The organism is Amycolatopsis sp. NPDC003861 (assembly GCF_053605405.1).
Genome location: NZ_JBSGJD010000072.1, coordinates 20,244 through 37,757, shown reverse-complemented (window position 1 = coordinate 37,757; position 17,514 = coordinate 20,244). Strand labels below are relative to the sequence as shown.

At 71.3% G+C, this 17,514-nt stretch carries 16 protein-coding genes; 6 read left to right on the top strand and 10 right to left on the bottom strand.

All coding sequences use genetic code 11. The features are described from left to right. Positions 1-1,032: MFS transporter (locus ACWEVN_RS19690; protein ID WP_452052189.1), on the bottom strand; the 1,032-nt coding region annotated here is incomplete at its 3' end. 80 nt (positions 1,033-1,112) lie between these two features. Between ACWEVN_RS19690 and ACWEVN_RS19685 the strand changes: the two genes are divergently transcribed. After that, the gene (locus tag ACWEVN_RS19685) at positions 1,113-1,691 is read left to right on the top strand and encodes a CGNR zinc finger domain-containing protein (RefSeq protein ID WP_452052188.1); all 579 of its coding nucleotides are present in this window, start codon (positions 1,113-1,115) and stop codon (positions 1,689-1,691) included. Positions 1,692-2,744: 1,053 nt separating this feature from the next. Here the strand turns inward: ACWEVN_RS19685 and ACWEVN_RS19680 are convergent. Continuing rightward, complete coding sequence (locus tag ACWEVN_RS19680; RefSeq protein WP_452052187.1) at positions 2,745-3,335, bottom strand: TetR family transcriptional regulator; 591 nt, start codon at positions 3,333-3,335, stop codon at positions 2,745-2,747. Between the two features lie 90 nt (positions 3,336-3,425). On the opposite strand from ACWEVN_RS19680, the gene ACWEVN_RS19675 reads away from it, so the two are divergent. Continuing rightward, the gene (locus tag ACWEVN_RS19675) at positions 3,426-4,265 is read left to right on the top strand and encodes an MBL fold metallo-hydrolase (RefSeq protein WP_452052186.1); all 840 of its coding nucleotides are present in this window, start codon (positions 3,426-3,428) and stop codon (positions 4,263-4,265) included. Between the two features lie 167 nt (positions 4,266-4,432). Here the strand turns inward: ACWEVN_RS19675 and ACWEVN_RS19670 are convergent, their stop codons facing one another. Genes ACWEVN_RS19670 through ACWEVN_RS19650 form a run of 5 tightly spaced genes read right to left on the bottom strand, consistent with a single transcriptional unit; the run spans position 4,433 to position 10,019 of the window. Beyond that, on the bottom strand, positions 4,433-5,317 hold the full coding sequence (locus tag ACWEVN_RS19670) for a hypothetical protein (protein WP_452052185.1): 885 nt from the start codon (positions 5,315-5,317) through the stop codon (positions 4,433-4,435). Positions 5,318-5,337: 20 nt separating this feature from the next. Next, positions 5,338-6,234, bottom strand: coding sequence for a hypothetical protein (locus ACWEVN_RS19665; RefSeq protein ID WP_452052184.1), 897 nt, complete (start codon positions 6,232-6,234; stop codon positions 5,338-5,340). A gap of 11 nt (positions 6,235-6,245) precedes the next feature. Then, a complete protein-coding gene (locus tag ACWEVN_RS19660) occupies positions 6,246-6,728 on the bottom strand; it encodes a poly-gamma-glutamate biosynthesis protein PgsC/CapC (RefSeq protein WP_452052183.1) in 483 nt (160 codons plus the stop codon). Beyond that, positions 6,728-7,906, bottom strand: a complete 1,179-nt coding sequence (pgsB, locus tag ACWEVN_RS19655) for a poly-gamma-glutamate synthase PgsB (protein ID WP_452052182.1) — start codon at positions 7,904-7,906, stop codon at positions 6,728-6,730. The genes ACWEVN_RS19660 and pgsB overlap by 1 nt, the downstream gene beginning before the upstream one ends. Position 7,907: 1 nt before the next feature. Further along, positions 7,908-10,019: a HAMP domain-containing protein gene (locus tag ACWEVN_RS19650; RefSeq protein WP_452052181.1), complete on the bottom strand. Its 2,112-nt coding sequence runs from the start codon at positions 10,017-10,019 to the stop codon at positions 7,908-7,910. A gap of 418 nt (positions 10,020-10,437) precedes the next feature. Here ACWEVN_RS19650 and ACWEVN_RS19645 point away from each other — a divergent pair, with 418 nt between their 5' ends. Together ACWEVN_RS19645 and ACWEVN_RS19640 are read left to right on the top strand one after the other, a co-directional pair. Then, a complete protein-coding gene (locus ACWEVN_RS19645) occupies positions 10,438-12,381 on the top strand; it encodes a hypothetical protein (protein WP_452052180.1) in 1,944 nt (647 codons plus the stop codon). A 13-nt stretch (positions 12,382-12,394) separates the two neighbouring features. After that, a complete protein-coding gene (locus tag ACWEVN_RS19640) occupies positions 12,395-13,402 on the top strand; it encodes a right-handed parallel beta-helix repeat-containing protein (RefSeq protein WP_452052179.1) in 1,008 nt (335 codons plus the stop codon). A 124-nt stretch (positions 13,403-13,526) separates the two neighbouring features. On the opposite strand, the gene ACWEVN_RS19635 is transcribed toward ACWEVN_RS19640, so the two are convergent. Further along, entirely contained in the window at positions 13,527-14,246 is a 720-nt protein-coding gene (locus ACWEVN_RS19635; protein WP_452052178.1) for a mycothiol-dependent nitroreductase Rv2466c family protein, read from the bottom strand. A gap of 42 nt (positions 14,247-14,288) precedes the next feature. After that, complete coding sequence (locus ACWEVN_RS19630) at positions 14,289-15,479, bottom strand: MFS transporter (RefSeq protein WP_452052177.1); 1,191 nt, start codon at positions 15,477-15,479, stop codon at positions 14,289-14,291. Positions 15,480-15,537: 58 nt separating this feature from the next. On the opposite strand from ACWEVN_RS19630, the gene ACWEVN_RS19625 reads away from it, so the two are divergent. Together ACWEVN_RS19625 and ACWEVN_RS19620 are read left to right on the top strand one after the other, a co-directional pair. After that, positions 15,538-15,894: a MerR family transcriptional regulator gene (locus ACWEVN_RS19625; RefSeq protein WP_452052176.1), complete on the top strand. Its 357-nt coding sequence runs from the start codon at positions 15,538-15,540 to the stop codon at positions 15,892-15,894. Positions 15,895-15,928: 34 nt separating this feature from the next. Next, positions 15,929-16,495, top strand: coding sequence for a TetR/AcrR family transcriptional regulator (locus tag ACWEVN_RS19620; RefSeq protein WP_452052175.1), 567 nt, complete (start codon positions 15,929-15,931; stop codon positions 16,493-16,495). Here the strand turns inward: ACWEVN_RS19620 and ACWEVN_RS19615 are convergent. Beyond that, the gene (locus ACWEVN_RS19615) at positions 16,492-17,400 is read right to left on the bottom strand and encodes a PDR/VanB family oxidoreductase (protein WP_452052174.1); all 909 of its coding nucleotides are present in this window, start codon (positions 17,398-17,400) and stop codon (positions 16,492-16,494) included. The genes ACWEVN_RS19620 and ACWEVN_RS19615 overlap by 4 nt on opposite strands. Between the last annotated feature and the right edge of the window lie 114 nt (positions 17,401-17,514).

The following is a 17,514-nucleotide window of genomic DNA, read 5'->3' as shown; positions in this document are numbered from 1 at the left end:
CGCCTGCCACCCGCTGAACCGGGCGGCCAGTGCGCCGGCCAGCCGCCCGGCCGGCACCGAGCAGGCGGCGGCCGGGACGAGGATCGCGCCGGCTTCGAGGGCGCCACCGCCGGTGGCCTGCTCGATCAGGGACGGGGCGAGGAACAGCACCCCGTAGTAGCCGGCGAAGATCGTCCCGCCGATGAGCCCGGTGGCGGGGAAGCCGCGGGCGGTGATGACCCGCCGGGGTACGAACCCGCCGGGCACGCGCCGCACGTGCCACCACAGTCCGAGCCCGGCGAGCACTCCGGTGGCCGCGACGATGAGGGTGACCGGAGCGGGCAGGCCGACCGAGTGCGCCTGCAGCACCGTGATCAGCGAACCGGCGAGGACCGACAGCGCGGCGGCGCCGAGGACGTCGAACCCGCCGTCCCGCTCGCTGTCTCGTGGCTGGGTCAAGGCGCGCCTGCTCGGCAACGCGGCCGGCAGCAGAGGCAGTGCGAGAACCGGGATCGCCAGCACGGCACGCCACCCCAGCCACGCGGTCACCGCTCCGCCGAGCAGGGTGCCGCACGCGGACGCCGTCGCGCCGGCCGCGGCGATGGTGCCGAGCGCGCGGCTGCGTTCCCGGCCGGGAAGGGCGGTGGCCGCAGCGAAGACGGCGATCACAGTCGCGCCCGCTCCGGCGCCGCCGATCAGCCGGCCGGCGATCACGACCGGCAGTGTCGGGCCGGCTCCGGCGAGCACCGAGCCGGCGGCGAGCGCCGTGACGCCGACGACGAGTACCCGCAACGCATTCCACCGCGCCAGCAGCCGGCCCGCGACCGGCATCGCGACCGCGGAAGTCAGCGACCACGCGGCGAGGATCCACGCCGTGGCCCCGAACGGCACCCCGAGCGCACGGCCGATGGTGGGCAGCGCCACCGACGGCGCTCCCAGGGCCACGTACATCGGCAGCACCAGCATGCCCAAGACCAGCCCCAGCCGGCGCCCGTCCGGCGGGTGTCCCGAGCGGTCGCTGAGGGCACCTCCAGACGGGATCGGCTGCGGCACCGTCATTCCTCTCGAGTATCGTGTTACACGTAAACTTTCTAATGGGTGTCACGTTATAAGGCGGAGAGGAGACGCGTCAAATGACTGATGCGTGTTACAGCACGTCGGCGGTCCAGGCGGCTGTCGATCTTGCCAACACCTTGAAACCGGTCAAAGGCGAGGACACGCTCGAAACCGTCGAGCAACTCCGGGACTTCCTCGATGTCCGGTTCCCGGCCGATGCGGCCCTGAACCGGGAAAGCCTTCCACGCCGGCGTCTCACCCGCGCCGACTTGGTGGAGGTCCGCGCGCTGCGCGAAACGGTACGTGCTGTGTTGGAACGAGCAAGAGACGACGCGGCCGAAGCAGCAGCCCTGATCAACGACGGCTTGCGTGACAGCCGCGCCACACCGGTGCTGCGACATGATCACGACCGATGGTGGACCGAGGTGGTCTCCGACACCGACCGGTGCTCGGCGCACTTGGCCGCGTACACGCTCAGCGCACTGGCCGCGGTGATCGCCACGCTCGGTCCGGCTCGCCTCGGCGCGTGTGCCGGGCCGAACTGCCGGGGCACCTTCGTGGACCTCTCGCGCAACGGTTCCAAGCAGTTCTGCACCCGTGCCTGCGCGCACCGAGCCAGCGTCGCGGCCTACCGGAGCCGGCGCAGCCCGCGCTGAGACTCAGTTCTGTCGCGGGAACTCGCAGGCCGGCTGACGCAGCCACCAGAGGTGGCCGGCGGTGCCCGTGTCGCCGAACTGCACCACCCCGCGCACTGTGTCCACAGTGGACACCTAGACACCTGGACGCCCCCCGGCACCTTGCCGGAGTTGCGGTTCACGATCCGGAAACCCGCTCCTTCGCCGCCGGGCGACCACGGGTGGCGGTTCGGGTCCGCCGTCGGAAACGACGTGATCCGCAGCCGCGCGACGCCCACGGGGATGAGCGTGACGGTCTCGACCGGCGCCTCGCTGCGCGCCGGTGACGCCTGCAGCGGCGTGACGACGTGCTGGTCGTCGGCGCCGCCGTCCGCGGAGAACGGTGCTGCCGGGGCCGCGCAGAACCTCGTCGTGGTGGCGGTGCGCGCCCGCCGAGGTGGCGTCGAAGACGTACCGGACGTCGGCGAACTCGTCGAGCCGCACGAGCCCGTCGACGCCCTCGTGCGTGGTGGCGACCTTGAGGCGGCGAGCGCGGGCAAGGCCGTCGGAGTTGCGGACATGGCGCCGCTGGGGCTTGTGGTCCACTCTGGCTTCCGGTGGCAGCCCGGTTCAAAGCCATGCCCGGGCGCCCGGGAACCCTCTACAACACCCAGGCGTTCCGCGGCGAGCGCGGCGAGATCGTCGGCAAGCGCCGCAAGCTATGGACATCGTCGACGACGAGCAACGCGCGTGGCCGGCCACCCAATCCGGCGGCGCCGCCATCTACGGTCCCCGGCCGGATCCTCGCCGGGCCCCGCGAACCCGGCGAAGGCCTTCAACTGCCCGTCACGCGGACGTCGCCGACACAGGCACTGGTGGGACGTCGACGAGCATGCGTCGGCGAAGCAGTCGCCGCATGACCGCTGCGCCGAGACGCCCGCGTGGTGCTGTGACCACAAGTACCGTCCGCAGTTTCGCCGGATTTGGCTGCCCCTGGGCGCTGGTGTCCCGACCGGCGCCGTAGTGCCGATCTTGGCTGCGCTCAGGCAGGGCTAAGCCGGTCTTGCCCCCCTGACGCACTGGCCGAGGTCGGCGTCATGCTTCGAACAGCGCGCCCACCTCGGCCAGTGCCGCGTCGAACTCCTCAGCGACGTCGGCGAGGCGGTCCTCGGCGGCGCACAGCGTCAGCGCCTTTTCGTAGGCGGCCATCACGACCGCGCAGGGCAGGCGGGCCGCAGGGGCGCCCAGCGGCATTCCCAGGCGCGTGGCCATGACCGCGGCCAGGCCGTCCACCCACTCGGCCTGCTTTTCCAGGTGGCGGCCACGCAATCCCGGGTTGGCCGCATTCAGCTGCAGGATGGTGCGCATCGCGGACGGGTCCCGCTCGACGAACTCCACAGCCACACCGAGCGCCGCGCGCAAAGCGGGCACCGGCGGCTCTTCGGCGAGCCGTCCGGCCAGGCGCGCCGCGGCGGCGGCGCTCAGCCGCTCGATCGGCTGCAGCACCGGGTCTTCCTTGGCGCCGAAGTGGCGGAAGAACGTGCGCTCGGAGACGCCGGCCCGGGCGGCGATCGCCTCGACCGTCGTCTCCGCGAAACCGCGCTGGGCGAACAGTTCGATCGCGGCCTGGGCGAGTTCGGCCTGCACCGCTTCGCGGACCCGCTCGCGGACACCTTTCTTCTCCATGTGAACCAGCCTACAACTTGTGTCAGTCGACGACAAAGTGTCAGTGACTGCGCTATTGTCGGCGGGAGACAGAAAAGGAGGTCGTTCACCATGGCCGAAAGCTTGACCGTCGGAGAGTTCACCGTCGTCGCGATCGAGGACGGGGTCAGTCATCTGCCGCCGTCGGTCCACCCGGGCACCGACTGCTCGGACCTGCTCGACGAGACGGGCACTCGCGAGATCCCGATCGGCGCCTACCTGGTCCGGGGACCGCACGGCATCGCGCTCGTCGACGCCGGCGCGGGCGCCGCGCAGTTCCCCTTCCCTTCGGAGATGGCCGACGCCGACGGATTGGCGAACCCACCCCGGCACCTGCTCGACACCGGCAAGCTGCCGGAATCGCTGGCCGAGGCCGGTGTGGCGCCCGGCGACGTCACCACCGTCCTGCTCACCCACCTGCACCTGGACCACATCGGCTGGCTCGTCGCCGGCGGCGTACCGTTCTTCCCGCACGCGACGGTGTACTACGGCGCGGCCGACTGGGAGCCGCTCGTGGTGAACGCCGATCCGGCCGACCCGGCGCGCGCGATCCTCGAAGCGGCCGAGAAGGCCGGTATCCTGCGAAGTTACGACGGCGACGACGTCGAGGTGCTACCCGGCATCCGGGCCGTGCGCACACCAGGGCACACGCCGGGCAGCTACGTCGTGGCCCTGGAATCGCGAGGCGAGCGGCTCTGGTTCGTCGGGGACCTCGTCAGCCACCCAGGGCACCTCGGCGACGAAGCCATCCGGTTCGCGATGGACACCGACCCCGGCAAAGCACGGCAGAGTCGCGCATCCGTGCTGGCCACGGCTCAGCGCGAGGACATCGCGATCGCGGCCGCCCACGTGGGGAACCCGGCCTTCCGGCGGATCACTCCGGAGGGGACATGGGCGGCGGCGAAGGACTGACCCGACTCCGTCCGAGGATGGCAGCCGACGAAATCGAGACTGGCGGCCCGCCGCGCGTTGGTCGATGTCCTGCGGTCGAGACGATCTCGGCCGAGATTGTCCTTTTGCCCGACGAGCCGTGATGGCGGCGATGGTCGGTTCGGCCTGGTAGTGCGTGAAGCGAGTCGTCAGCGCGGTGCGCCCGGTGGCCGGCGCGCGGCCGGTTCGGGTTCGAGGAGGGCGTGGATGAGATCCGCTCGGCGCTCCGGGGACTCCCGGACGGTCCGGCTCATCTCCACGTGCAGGAACGCGGTGCCGCCGGCGGCCGCCAGACGGCCTTGGACGTTCGTGGTGGCTTCCAGGCCTTCACAGCGTTCGGTCCAGGCGCGGCAGACCGCGAATCGTTCCGCGGTGAGCCGTGCGGCGGCGCGGCGGGTCGCGTCGCCGGGTGGGGAAGAGCCGGGCGAGAGCACTACGTCCGCCGACGGCAGGGTGCGATCGTGGAAGCCGTGGAACTGGAGCTGGGGCAGCCGGCGGGTCACCAGCACCGCGGCGACGGCCTGGAACACCGTGTCCGGCCGGTGGGCGACGTCGGCCGCTCCGCCGCCGGCCCGGCGGTGGGCCCCGGCCACCAGGAGCACCGAGCCCGGCACGCGGCGGAACAGGTCCACCCCGAACCGCTCGGTCCGCAGGTCGGAGGCCGGGTGCGGCACCTCGACCGCCAGCGACGGCGGTGCCGAGCGGTCGATGACGTACATGCCCCAGGCACGGCCGGCGCCGGGCTCGTCGACGATCGCGGTGAACGGCCGGTGGGTCGCCGCGTCGACGCCGTTGCGCACCGAGAAGCCGAGTTCGGTGAGTTCGCGTGGCACGTGGTGGTCGAGGGCCTCGGCGAACCCCGTTGCGGCGGCGCCTTGTTCGGCCGGCGTGGGCGGGCGGTACTCCTGGTCCTCGGACAGTGCGCCGGTGAACTCCTCGACCACCCTGTCCACATCGGACTCCGGCGGCGGGGGCGGTGCCGCGGCACGGCCGGCGACCAGGATGGCGGCCACGATCGCGAGCGCGGTGCTCACGCCGAAGGCGCGTCGCCGGTTCACAACCGCCTCGCGGCGGCGAACGGCTGCGCGGAGGGATCGTCGCCGCACGGAACGGCGCCGAAACCCGGCCCCGCGGTGACGCGGCGGCTGGCCAGCGTCCAGTGGCGGCCTGCTCCGTCCCGGCCCAGGTAGATGCCGACGCGGGTCACCGGACCCGGCGTCTTCGGACGGCCGGAGAACACCAGGTCGCCCGGTTGGAGAAACGAACAGCCGGTGACGGCGATGCCGACGCCCGGGCCGCGTGCCGACATCGCCCTGGCCGTTCTCGGCAGCGCGGAACCGGCGCCGTGCAACGGGAATCCTTCGCGAAAACCGTAGACCAGGCGGACGAAGCCCGCGCTGTCCACCGCGCCGGCCGGAGAACGCCGGCGGTCTCCCAGGTAGTCGTCGTAGTCGGCGTGCTCGCCGAAGGCCGCGTCCCCCGCGATCCGGGCACCCCGGCCGTCGTGCACCGTCGGAGCGCCGTCGACGTATTCCAGCCCGGCCGCGAGCACGTCCGGCGCCGTGCTGCCGGCCACGGCGGCCAGCCACGGCCCGAACCACCCGGCCCGTTCGGCTCCCGCCGACCAGGGCTGCGGAGCCAGCCGGACCCAAGCCGTCGTGGTCACCACGGCTTCCGGGGACCGCGGATCGCGCAGGGACCGGACCGGCCCGTTCAGGACGGCCGTCCGCGCCCCGTCGGTCAGCGTCGCCACGACGGCGCCGCGGCCGGTCGTGATCACCGTTCGCGGCGGATCGGTGAGCCGCTCGAACCTCCGGTCGTCCGGTCCGGCGCCCGGCGATGCCGCCACGACACCGACCGTCGCCGGGGTGTGCGGCCGGCGGGCGCTCAGCGCCGACGCCGTGCCCGCCACCGCGATCACCACGGCGAACACGAACACCCTGAACCGCATGCGGCTGCCTTTCACGTCGACGGGACCAGGCCGACCAGCACGCCGCTGATCAGCACCGCGTAACAGGCCAGGCTGACCCCGCCGGTGGCCAGCATCGTGGCCACGGGCTTCTGCCGGATCAGCTGGTAGGCGACCAGGCCGGGCACCACGAACCCGAGCGTCTGGTGCACGAACAGCAGCGGGAAGTCGGCCTGGAGGACGATCAGCAACGTCGTCTGGAGCACGACGCCGAGCAGCACGACCGCGGCGAACAGCCGCTTTCCGTAGAGGATGACCATGCGTTGCAACGCTTTCGTGCCGACGAAGGTCAGTGCCGTCATCAGCACGATGATCGCCGCGCGCCGGTAGTCCTCGACCATGGTGAGGGCGATCCAGCCCGGCGTGATCATGCCACCGGGGGACAGGTTGGTGGTCAGGTAGCAGATCAGCGACAGCAGCAGGCCGATGGCGAGCCCGATCGTGGCGACCTCGGGGGCCAGAGAGGTGGTGAGCATCAGGCCACCGGTTCCAGTTTCGCGAGTTCCTGGATGAGCAGTTCTCCCTGACCGTGGATGTTGCCGATGGCGACCAGCGACGCCTGCTGCTCGACGCCGCCGACGATCCCGCGCAGCAGGTCCCGCGGCGGGCGCGAACCGCCGAGGTCGACGACCCGGTCGTGCCACTCGTTCGGGATCGCGGCGCGGGCGCTGCGCGTCGGTTCGCCGATCAGCACGACGCGTTCGGGCGCGATGCGGGGGATCAGCGCCCCCATCTGGCCGTTGCGTTCGACGCGGTCGGGCCGGCAGTTGATGATCACGTGCAGCGGGTCGGTGATCGCGCCCTGGGCACGGAGCTGGTCGATGTTCAGCACCGTCGATTCGGGGTCGTTCGCCGCGAAGACGTTCGCGAACCGCAGGTGGCGGCGCCCGGCGCGGTACTGGTGCACCTGGAGCACGCCGGGGTCCGGCGGCGCGGCCCACATGCCCTCGAGCGCCGGCTGCCGATCGACACCGAGCAGGCTCGCGACGGCCAGCGCGATCGCGACGTTCTCCTTGAAGGTGATCCAGTGGAAGCCGCGCATCTCCGCGTCGGTGACCGATGCGGGGTCGACCGAGACGAGGGCGCAGCCCCGCTTGGCGGCCTCCTCCCGGAGGATGGGCAGCCGGTCCTTCTCCGCGGTCAGGCAGATCCCGCCGACCGGCATCGACCGCGACAGCGACCGGGCGACGTCGTCGAGCGTCGGCCCCATCTCGGTGAGGTGGTCTTCGCGGACGTTGCAGAGCACGCCGATGGTGGAGCGGATCAGCTTGCTCTGGTTGATCTCCTGCAGCTCGGGCAGGACGGCCATGCACTCGATGACCAGGGCGTCCGGCCGGTAAGCGGCGGCGCGGCGGACGATGCCGATCTGCTCGACGACGTTGGCGATGCCGAACTTGCGGTAGACCGGTTCTTCACTGCCGTCCGGGTGGATGAACCGGGCCGCGGTGCCGGTGGTCTTGGCCGTGGTGACCAGCCCGCCGCCGCGCAGCGCACCCGCGCACAGCCGGGTGATGGAGGACTTGCCGCGGATGCCGTTGACGAGCACGCGCGCCGGGATGCTGTGCAGGTGCCGGTAGTGCCGGCGTTGTTCGGCGAGGCCGGCGAGCAGCATCGCCGCCGCCGCGAGGACCAGCGACACGTAGAGGAAAGTCATGTCAGGCCCGCATTCCGGCGAGCTGCTCCTGCTCTTCATCGCTCCGCCGCGTGTCCTCGGCGAGCCCACGCCGGCAGATCTCGAGGCAGCACGCCAGCGTGCCGATCTCGTCCTGGCGCTGCGGGTAGACGGCTTCGGTGGCTTCCCCGGCCGCGACGCGTTCCGCCGCCGCGGTGACCCGGCGCAACGGGCGGATCAGGACGAGCTCGTGCCACGAGCCGAACAGGAGCGCCAGCACCGCGACGAGGATCGCCGCGGCCCGCGCACGGTCCCGGACCACGTCGTCGGCGCTCCCGGGCCGTTCGGCCACGACGACCCAGTGCAGCGCGGCCGCGGGGCCGCTGTCCGCGACGCTCCGGGCGGCCACCACCGCGTCGTCGCCCGGGCCGGTGAAGGGGTGCCCGGCGCGGACGGCGGCCGTCGCGGCGCGCAGCGCGGGATCGGTGAGCCGGCTGAAGGCCAGGTAGCCCTGGGTGTCGACGAGCGTGCGGTCGTCGTCGTCGACGACCCGGACGTGCTCGCCCGCGGCGGCGAGCGGCAGCCGCGCGATGTCGAACTCGCCGACGAGCGTGCGGCTTCCCCCCAGTCCGGCGTAGGCGTACACGACGGGGATCCGGCCCGCGGTGTTGTGCTGGCGCAGGCCGTCGGGCTGGGCGGACGGTGGCAGCGGCCCGTCGCGCAGCGGTTCGCGGCCGGCGCGCTGGGCCACCACACCGTCGCCACCCACGACGTAGACGCTGCGGAAGGAGGAGGCGGCGGCCAGCTGCGCGAGCAGGCGGCCGAGCGCGGTCGTCGGCTGGCCGGCGTTCAGCCGTGCCGCGGCGCGCAGCCGGGTCAGGCCGCCGTTGAGGTCGGTCCGGACCGCGTCCGCCGCGCGCGTCGCTCGCAGGCCGTGCTCGGCGACGAGCGCGGCCGACGCGGGGGCGGTCGAGCGGCCGAGGGTGCCCAAGACCCCGGCGGACCAGCCCAGCAGGGACACGGTCACCAGGCCGACCAGCAGCCGGGCGGGCACGCCGCGGCGCCCGGGGCGGGTCGGCGGGGGCAGGGTCAGGCGCCGGCGTCGGCACTGCTCGAACGCCCGGGCGATCCGGCGGACTTCGGCGGGCCCGGTCTCGGGCACCGGCTCCGCGGCGGCTTCGGCGGCGACGGCGAGCGCGCCGGTCCGCAGCCTGCGGATCGGGGAGACCAGCCCGCGGCGCAGCACGACGGTGCTCCCCGCCGCGAGCAGCGCGAGGACGGCTGCCGGAACCAGGCCCCGCCACCGCGCCGGCGCCGGGCTGCCGGACGGCAGCCAGGTCGCGGTGACCACGGCGAGCCCGAGCTCGGCGCCGACCGGGGCGTAGGCCACCACGGCGACCGCCGGGCCGGGCTCGGGGGCGGTGAGCACACCGGATCCGGCCGGAGCCGCGTTCGCCGCCGCGTCGAGCAGGCCGCGGACCGGCGCGCCGGCCGCCAGGTCCGCACCGGCGTCGGCCAGCACGGCGCCTCCGTTCGCCACCAGCCGCACGTGCCGGCGGGGCCCGTCGCCCGGTGGTGCGGCCAGACGCAGGCCGATGGCCACCACCAGCGCCCGGCCCGCGGTCAGCGGAGTCGCGTTGAGCAGCGAAGAGGCTCCTTCGGGCTGGACTCGCACGCGCGTGGCCGGGTGGCCGAGATCGGCGTCGGCCAGCGCGTCGACGGCGATCGGTTCGCCCCAGGCGGCCAGCAGCCTGCGGGTGGTGGCGTCGAGCAGGGCGGCTCCGCGCCACGCGGGATGGGCCGAGCTCAGCGTGCTCAGCACCGGCACCGGGTCAGGACCGTCGAACCCGGGTGAATCGCCGACCAGCTGCAGATCCCGTGCGGCGGAGGCGGCGGCGCCGCCGACCGCCTTGGCGAGGGCTTCGGCGTCTTGCCGCTGGGCCGCCGCGACGCCCGCCGGAACGCCGTCGCCGGCCGGACCGGCCGGGACCAGGCCGAGCAGGCAGGCTCCCGCGAGCAGGCAGAGCACGACGAAGGCCGTGGCCGAGGCGGCCCCCGCGCCGCGGGGGTAGCCGCACTCCGGCAGCCGGTCCCGGAGGCGGCGGATCCGGGACGGCTCGGGCGGCAACGGTGTGGTGGTGGCGCGGGTGCGCATGCGTGCTCCTTGGCGCGGCGGCAGCGGAGGCTGCCCCGCGATGACGGGAGGGAAGACGACGCAACGCGTGGCGCGACGGCCCTGGGCGGGTGGCGGGCTGCGCGGTCCGCGTTTATTAGGAAAGTTTCTTTCCGATTGGGCTCAGGATGATCCGCGGGTGTCCCGCTGTCAAGTGTGCGCCGGGTACCCAGCGCGTTCGGAAGGTTACTTTACTAAGTGAACTTACGGGGGTATGGTCGGCGCACCGCCGCCTTCAAGCAGTCCTGGCCCCAGCCAGCCCAGCTACGGAGGAGTCTTGTCCAGATAGGCGATCCCGGCGCACTGTGAACGACGCCGAAATCACGCCGGCCGCGGCTTCCCTGTGTCGCGCCGAGCCGGAGCCCCGAACCGATCTGTTCCCTGAATCTCGGAGGTTTCTTTGTCGCGCAACAAAAAAGCTGCGGCCCTGACGGCCGTCGCCGCCGCGTGCGTCGCGGTGACCGGCTTCGGGCCGGTCGCGGTGACCGGCTTCGGGCCGGTCGCGGTCGCCGCGCCCGGCCCGGGTGCACTGACCACATTGGACACGTCGGCGGGCAACCGGGCGGCCCCGGTGCCCGGGTTGTACGACTGGAGCAAGGCCGGGTTCCGCGGCGGGGTGAACCTGCCCGGCGCCGACGCCGTGAACCCCAGCGCGAGCTGCCGGATCACCGCGGCCCAGCTCGCGAGCACCTACAAGGTCAAGCCCGATGACGGGGTCGACGACACGGCCGGCATCCAGGCCGCCATCGACAAGATCCACTCGTCCTGTTCGCCGTCGGGCAGCTACACCAAGCTCAGCCTGATCACCTTCCCGGCCGGCACGCTGAACGTCACCCACGAGATCCACGTCGACGCGAACTACCTGATCCTGCGCGGCGCCGGCGTGGACAAGACGAAGTTCGTCTACGCCCCGGACAAGAACACCGAGTACGACGTGCTCACGCCGGACGGCGACCAGTGGGACCAGAAGAACATGAACTACGGGGACGCGTCCGGCGGCTGGCTGTGGCCGGGCCGCGGCCTCTTCCGCGTGCAGTCGCGCGGCGTCGACCCGAGCTACGCCAGTGAGTACAAGTCCGCGCCGGCCAACCGGAAGGACATCTTCGAGGGCACGATCAACGTGCACTGGAAGGCCGGTGCGAAGCTGCGCGAGAAGCCCGGTGACAAGGGCTTCGCCGCGCGGACCGGGGACAAGACCGTCTACCTGGCCACCAGCGCCAAGACGACGAGCATGAAGGTCGGCGGCTTCATCAACATCCGCGCGGCGAACTCGATCAACTTCTACAAGTCGATGAGCGCGTACCCGACGACGTGGCCACTGGAGAACCTGCACATGCGCCAGCAGTGGTTCACCATCACCGCGATCGACACCAAGAACCACACGGTGTCGATCGACAAGCCGCTCGAGTACGACGTCCCGGTCGATTCCACTTCGGACGGTTCGCCCGCCATCGACGGCAGCGTCTACGCGTCGAAGGCGTCGCCGATCGTCGATCCGGTCGTCGGGGTCGGCTTCGAGGACTTCACCTACGGTCAGGTGGCCCCGCCGGGCATCACCGAGGCGCAGGCCAAGGACAACTACGGCAACCTCGCGCCCTCGCTGGCCATGCAGGGCATCGTGTTCAAGTGGGCCGCCAACTCCTGGGTCCGCAACACGCACGCGACGATGACCGGCTCGCACCCGATCGTCACCGAGGAAGCCAAGAACCTGCAGATCGTGAACAACGAGCTGGACGGCTCGTGGAACAAGGGCAAGGGCGGCAACGGCTACTTCCGCGGCTCCCGCGTCTGGGACTCGCTCTACGTGGGCAACACCACCCGCGACCTCCGGCACTTCACCTTCCAGTGGTCGGCCTCGGGCAACGTGGTGATCGGCAACGACATCGACTCCGACTTCAACATCCACGGCGGCTACGAGCGCAACAACCTGTTCGAGAACAACACGAACAAGGTGTCCTACGCCCACCGGTCGGGCAACTGCACGGCCCACTGCGGTGACGAGGGCGGCGACGCACCGGACGACTCGACGTGGTTCCCGATCTACTGGTCGACCGGGCAGAAGGCGGTCAAGTGGTCCGGCTCTTCTGGTCCCCGCAACGTCTTCTTCCACAACACCATGACCAAGCAGATCACCGCGGGCGCGGCGTTCACGCCGTACTACGCCGACCACGCGAAGATCTACCAGTTCGGCTGGGACGGCTCCAAGTTCCACCACCTGGACGTGGGCGGCAAACCGATCGTGGACTGGGCCCACAACGAGCAGAAAGACTACACGAACGGTCACGGCGTCGACGACACGAAGACCAGCACGGCGAAATCCCTGTTCCTGAAGAACATCGGCTGAAAGGGGCCATCCGATGATCAAGGCACTCGCAGCGCTGTCCCTGGTCGGGCAGCTCGTGCACCCCGCGGCGACAACGATCACCGTCTCCACGGCCGCCCAGCTCTCCGCGGCGCTGTCCGCGGCCAAGCCGGGTGACACGATCAAGCTGGCCGACGGCGACTACAGCGGCGCGTTCGTGGCGACCAAGCCCGGCACCGCGTCCGCGCCGATCACCCTGACCGGCAGCGCGAAGGCCGTGCTGCACGACCCGTTGTTCAATCCCGGTGACACCGACTGCCCGTCGGGGCAGACCGGGTACGGCCTCTGGCTGCAGGGCGCGAGCTACTGGAACCTCACGGGGTTCACGGTCAAGGACTCGAAGAAGGGCATCGTGCTCGACGGCGCCCAGCACGTCACCATCGACGGCGTCAGCGTGCACGACATCGGCGCCGAGGGCGTGCACTTCCGCAAGAGCAGCGCCTACGGCGTCATCAAGAACTCCACCATCACCAACACCGGCAAGGAACAACCCGGCTACGGCGAGGGCGTCTACCTCGGCTCGGCCAACAGTAACTGGGAGTGCTACGGCGCCAACGGCGGCCAGTCGCCCGATGGCGGCAACTACATCCAGGTGCTCGACAACAAGATCGGCCCCGGCGTCGCCGCCGAGGCCATCGACATCAAGGAAGGCACCCACGACGGCCTGATCTCCGGCAACACCCTCGACGGCACGGGCGAGAAGAACCAGAACTCGGCCGACTCGACCATCGACGTCAAGGGCGACAACTACACCATCACCGGCAACAAGATCAGCAACGGCTACCTCGACGGGATCCAGACCCACAACGTGTGGGAGAAAACCGGCTGCGGCAACACGTTCACCAAGAACACCTTCGTGGTGACGAACAAGTCGGGCTGGGGCATCAACTCGACCAACCAGAGCGACTGCGTGTCCCAGAAGAAGCCGAACGTGATCGGCGCATCGAACACCGCCACCGGCGGGAAGGGGGTGTCGAAGACCCCCGTCACCCCCGGCACCTGACCGGTCGAGACGACGGCGCCGCCTGCCGTGAACCGTCGCAGGCGGCGCCGTCGCAGACGGTCCGTGGACTTCCGCGGAAGTCCCGCTGCGGAAACCGATGGGACGCCAATGCGATGTCGACGGACTAGTTCTTGAGCCGGCGGCTCCCTGCGTGCCAGTCTTCGGTGATGCCCGGCTCCTGCGCCGTAACGCCGAAGGACGGTAGCTGGGGACGTTCACGCAAGCTGCGCTTCAGTTCGGCGAAGCCGGGGAACCGGGCGAGGCCGACGACGTGGTCCCACAATTGCCCGGCCTGCTCCCCGTCGGGCAGCCGGCTGATCACGGGCCCGAAGAACGCGACGCCGTGCGGCGGTTCGAAGTGGATGATCGGCGTGCCGACGTCCCTGCCCGTCAGCGAGAGCGCCTCGTCGGACTCCACCTGGATCTCTGCGTCGCGCGAGGTGTCGTCGAGCGCGTCGGCGAGCGAGGTCGACAGGCCGGCCTCGGCGAGGGCGTCGGCGGCGAGGCCGGGAGTGCCTTGCCAGCCCGGGGTCTTGCCCTCGTCGGGGCCGGCTTCGAAGATGCGCGCGCCAAGAGCGGCGTACAGCGGGCCGACCGCTTCACGGCCGTGCTGTTCCCGGACTGCCGAGGCCACCCGCAGCAGCCGCAGGCCCGCGGTGTGCTGGGCGGGGTACTCCGGCGGGAAGTGCGTGTCGTAGTCGAGGTGGGCGTTGATCAGGCGCAGCGAGATGAACCGCCAGTCGACGGTGTAGTCGCGCTGCGCCTGGACCAGGCGAACCCACTTGCTCGTCATCCACGCGAAGGGGCAGATCGGGTCGAAGTAGAAATCGATGTCGCTGTTCATGTCACGATCCTAGGTAGGGGTTCAGGCCGGCGCGCTGCGATTTCAGCGCGCTGGGAAGGCGTGGCCGCGGGCGAAGAGCACGACAAGCGCGGTCGGTACCAGGAGCACGACGGCGGCGATCATCAGGGAGCCGGAGCCGAACCCGGCGAGGAGCGCGCCGCCGGCCAGGCCGCCCAGGCCGATGCCGAGGTTCCAGGTGGTCACCATGGACGACTGGGCCACGTCGGCGTGTGTGCCCGCCGCCCGCATCAGTGCCGACTGCAGCAGGGTGGCCGCGCCGCCGAACGAGAGGCCCCAGGCCGCGACCGTGGCGTAGCCGACGACCGGGTGGGCGGCCGCCACGGCCAGCACGGCCGCGGCCACGGTGAAGAGCAGGGTGCTGACGATGACGAGCCGGCGGTGGTACCGGTCGATCAGCACGCCGGTCAGCCAGATGCTCGCGATCGAGGCGATGCCGAAGTCGAGGAGGATCCACTGGACCTGGCCGGCCAGCCCGACGTCGCCGAGGATCGGCGCGATGTAGGTGTAGAGGATGGTGTGCGCGAGCACGAACGTGCCCGTCACGACCAGGACGGTGCGGAGGCCGCGCAGCCGGAGAACGCGCCGCAGCGGGATCCGGTCCTCGGCCGTCCGGCCGGGGAAGTTCGGCAGTGTCCACCCGGTCCAGAGCATCAGCAGCGCGGTCAGCGCGGTGACGGCGCCGAACGTGAGCTGCCAGCCGACGGCCTTGCCGAGGTACGCCCCGACGGGGACGCCGAGGGAGAGGGCCACGGGAGTGCCGGCCATGGCGAAGGCCATCGCGCGGCCCTTCAGGCCGGGGCCGACCAGCCGTGCCGCGTACCCGCCGAGCAGGCTCCAGACCACGCCCGAAGACGCGCCCGCGACGAACCGGGCCGCGAGGGTGGTGGTGAAGTCGAGGGAGACGGCGGTCACGAGGTTGGCGAGCACGAACCCGGCGAGGGCGGTCAGGAACAAGTGGCGCCGCGGCCACGACGCGGTGGCCAGCGTCACGGGGATCGCCGTCAGCAGGGTCGCGACCGCATAGATCGTCACCGTCTGGCCGGCCACGGATTCGGACACCTCCAGTGCGCGGCTCATCTGCGGCAGGACACCGGCCGGCAGCGCCTCGGTGAGGGTGGTGATCAACCCGGCGGTGAAGAGCGCGATCAGCGGGGGGAGTGGCAGCCGTTCCGCCGGTGACGTGCGGGGAACGTTGATTTGTTCGGTGGTCACGTGTTTAGACTCGAACCTTGACACCAGTGTGAGAGCAAGCGGCCTGCCGGGAGGTGTGATGCGGATCAAAGAGCTGGCGGAGCGGACCGGGGTTTCCGCCCGGTTGCTGCGGTACTACGAGCAGCAGGGCCTGATCGAGCCGAGGCGCGAGGAGAACGGCTACCGGTCCTATGAGGAGCCGCAGGTCGAGCGGGTGCGGCAGATCCGCAGCCTGCTGGACGCGGGCCTGACGACCGAGATCATCCGGGCCGTGCTGCCGTGTCTGGCCGAGGCGGCGAATTCCTGTTACCCGGCACCGGACTTCGTGGACCGTGTGCGGCAGGAGCGGGCCCGGATGGCCGAGCGCCTCGATGGCCTGCAGAAGAACCTGCGGGCCATCGACGACTACCTGGACGCCGTCGTCCAGACGCGGTGACACTTCTTTACCGAAAGTTCGGTAAAGTGGGGGCATGGCACGTCCTCCCTCCATCGATGAGGCCCAGCTGCTCGACCTCCTGGTCTCCGTGTTCCGCGAGAAGGGCTTCGACGGCACCGCGATCGGTGACCTTTCCGCCGCGACCGGGCTGCAGCGGGCGAGCCTCTACCACCGGTTCCCGGCGGGGAAGGAGGAGATCGCCGACGCGGTCCTGACCGCGGTGGGGGAGCGGTTCCTGTGGATCCTGGCCCCGATGCGCGAGGACTCCGACGTCGTTAAGGGCATCAAGGAGACCGCTCGCCGGCTCGGTGACTTCTACGGCGCGGGAGCGCTGTCGTGCGTGCTCGACACCATGACGCTGGCCGGGACGCCGCCGAAGGTGCGCGACCACGCCCGCGAGCTCGGGAAGACGTGGGTCGACGCCATGACCGACGCGTCACGCCGTGCGGGGCGGACGCCCAAGCAGGCCGCGCAGGCCGCCAGGGACGCGTTCTTGCGCATCGAAGGGGCGCTCGTGCTGGCGCGGGTGCTGGGCGAGACCGACGCCTTCGCGGAGGCCGTCGCCGACCTGCCGAAGGTGCTGATGCCGCCGAAGCGTTAGATGTCGAGCACCAGCCGCGCGCAGCGGGAGCGGGACACGCAGATCATCATCGTGTCCGGCGTCGCGGAGTGGTCGAGGTAGTCGTCGCGGTGGTCCGGGACGCCCTCGAGCACGCGGGTCTCACAGGTGCCGCAGAACCCCTGCGTGCACGAATAGTCCGCCTCGACCCCCGCTTCCAACAGCGCGTCGAGGACCGTGGTGCCGTCCTCGACGCGGACGTCCACTCCGGACAGTGCGCAGTGGACGTCGAAGCTGCCGTCCGCCGGGATGGTTCCGGCGGTGAAGCGCTCGACGTGCACGCTGCCGGGTTCGCAGGCGTCCTCCACCGCCGCGGTCAAGGAGGCGGGACCGCAACAGTAGACGGCGACGTCGCGGTCGAGGGACCCCAGTGCGTCGGCGACCGGGATGCGGTCGCCGGCATCGCTTGCCGCGAGGTGCACGTGGTCGCCGTACCGGGCGAGTTCGTCGATGAAGGCCATCGATGACCGGCTCCGGCCCGCGTACCAGAGAGTCCACGGGGTACCCGAGCGCTCGGCCTCGGCGATCATCGGGAGCAGGGGAGTGATCCCGATGCCGCCCGCCACGAACACGTAGGCCTTCGCCGGCTGCAGCTCGAAGAGGTTCCTCGGCGTGCCGGCCGTCAGCGTCATGCCCTCGGTGGCCTGGTCGTGGAGCCACGCCGAGCCTCCTCGCGAGTCCTCTTCGCGTCGCACCGCGATGCGCCAGCTCGACCGGTCCGCAGGGTCGCCGCAGAGCGAATACTGGCGGGTCAGGCCGTGGGGAAGGGTGACGTCGATGTGGGCGCCCGGGCGCCAAGGCGGCAGCTCGCGGCCGTCGGCGGGGACGAGGGTCAGGGCGAGCACGCCCGCGGCGGCGGGGGTGAGCGTGTCGATGACGAGTTCCATATTACCGAACGTACGGTAAAAAACTTCACCGAGCGGCGTGACGAGGGCCACTTTGGTTTATTACCGAACGTACGGTAAAAATGACGGCGCAGACCTTCCGACCAACGAGGAGCA

What these genes read in the sequence shown, in the direction of transcription:
- ACWEVN_RS19685 (WP_452052188.1), top strand. Translation starts at nt 1,113, where the DNA reads ATGACTGATGCGTGTTACAGCACGTCGGCGGTCCAGGCGGCTGTCGAT.
- ACWEVN_RS19680 (WP_452052187.1), bottom strand. Translation starts at nt 3,335, where the DNA reads ATGGAGAAGAAAGGTGTCCGCGAGCGGGTCCGCGAAGCGGTGCAGGCC.
- ACWEVN_RS19675 (WP_452052186.1), top strand. Translation starts at nt 3,426, where the DNA reads ATGGCCGAAAGCTTGACCGTCGGAGAGTTCACCGTCGTCGCGATCGAG.
- ACWEVN_RS19665 (WP_452052184.1), bottom strand. Translation starts at nt 6,234, where the DNA reads ATGCGGTTCAGGGTGTTCGTGTTCGCCGTGGTGATCGCGGTGGCGGGC.
- ACWEVN_RS19660 (WP_452052183.1), bottom strand. Translation starts at nt 6,728, where the DNA reads ATGCTCACCACCTCTCTGGCCCCCGAGGTCGCCACGATCGGGCTCGCC.
- pgsB (WP_452052182.1), bottom strand. Translation starts at nt 7,906, where the DNA reads ATGACTTTCCTCTACGTGTCGCTGGTCCTCGCGGCGGCGGCGATGCTG.
- ACWEVN_RS19650 (WP_452052181.1), bottom strand. Translation starts at nt 10,019, where the DNA reads ATGCGCACCCGCGCCACCACCACACCGTTGCCGCCCGAGCCGTCCCGG.
- ACWEVN_RS19640 (WP_452052179.1), top strand. Translation starts at nt 12,395, where the DNA reads ATGATCAAGGCACTCGCAGCGCTGTCCCTGGTCGGGCAGCTCGTGCAC.
- ACWEVN_RS19635 (WP_452052178.1), bottom strand. Translation starts at nt 14,246, where the DNA reads ATGAACAGCGACATCGATTTCTACTTCGACCCGATCTGCCCCTTCGCG.
- ACWEVN_RS19625 (WP_452052176.1), top strand. Translation starts at nt 15,538, where the DNA reads ATGCGGATCAAAGAGCTGGCGGAGCGGACCGGGGTTTCCGCCCGGTTG.
- ACWEVN_RS19620 (WP_452052175.1), top strand. Translation starts at nt 15,929, where the DNA reads ATGGCACGTCCTCCCTCCATCGATGAGGCCCAGCTGCTCGACCTCCTG.
- ACWEVN_RS19615 (WP_452052174.1), bottom strand. Translation starts at nt 17,400, where the DNA reads ATGGAACTCGTCATCGACACGCTCACCCCCGCCGCCGCGGGCGTGCTC.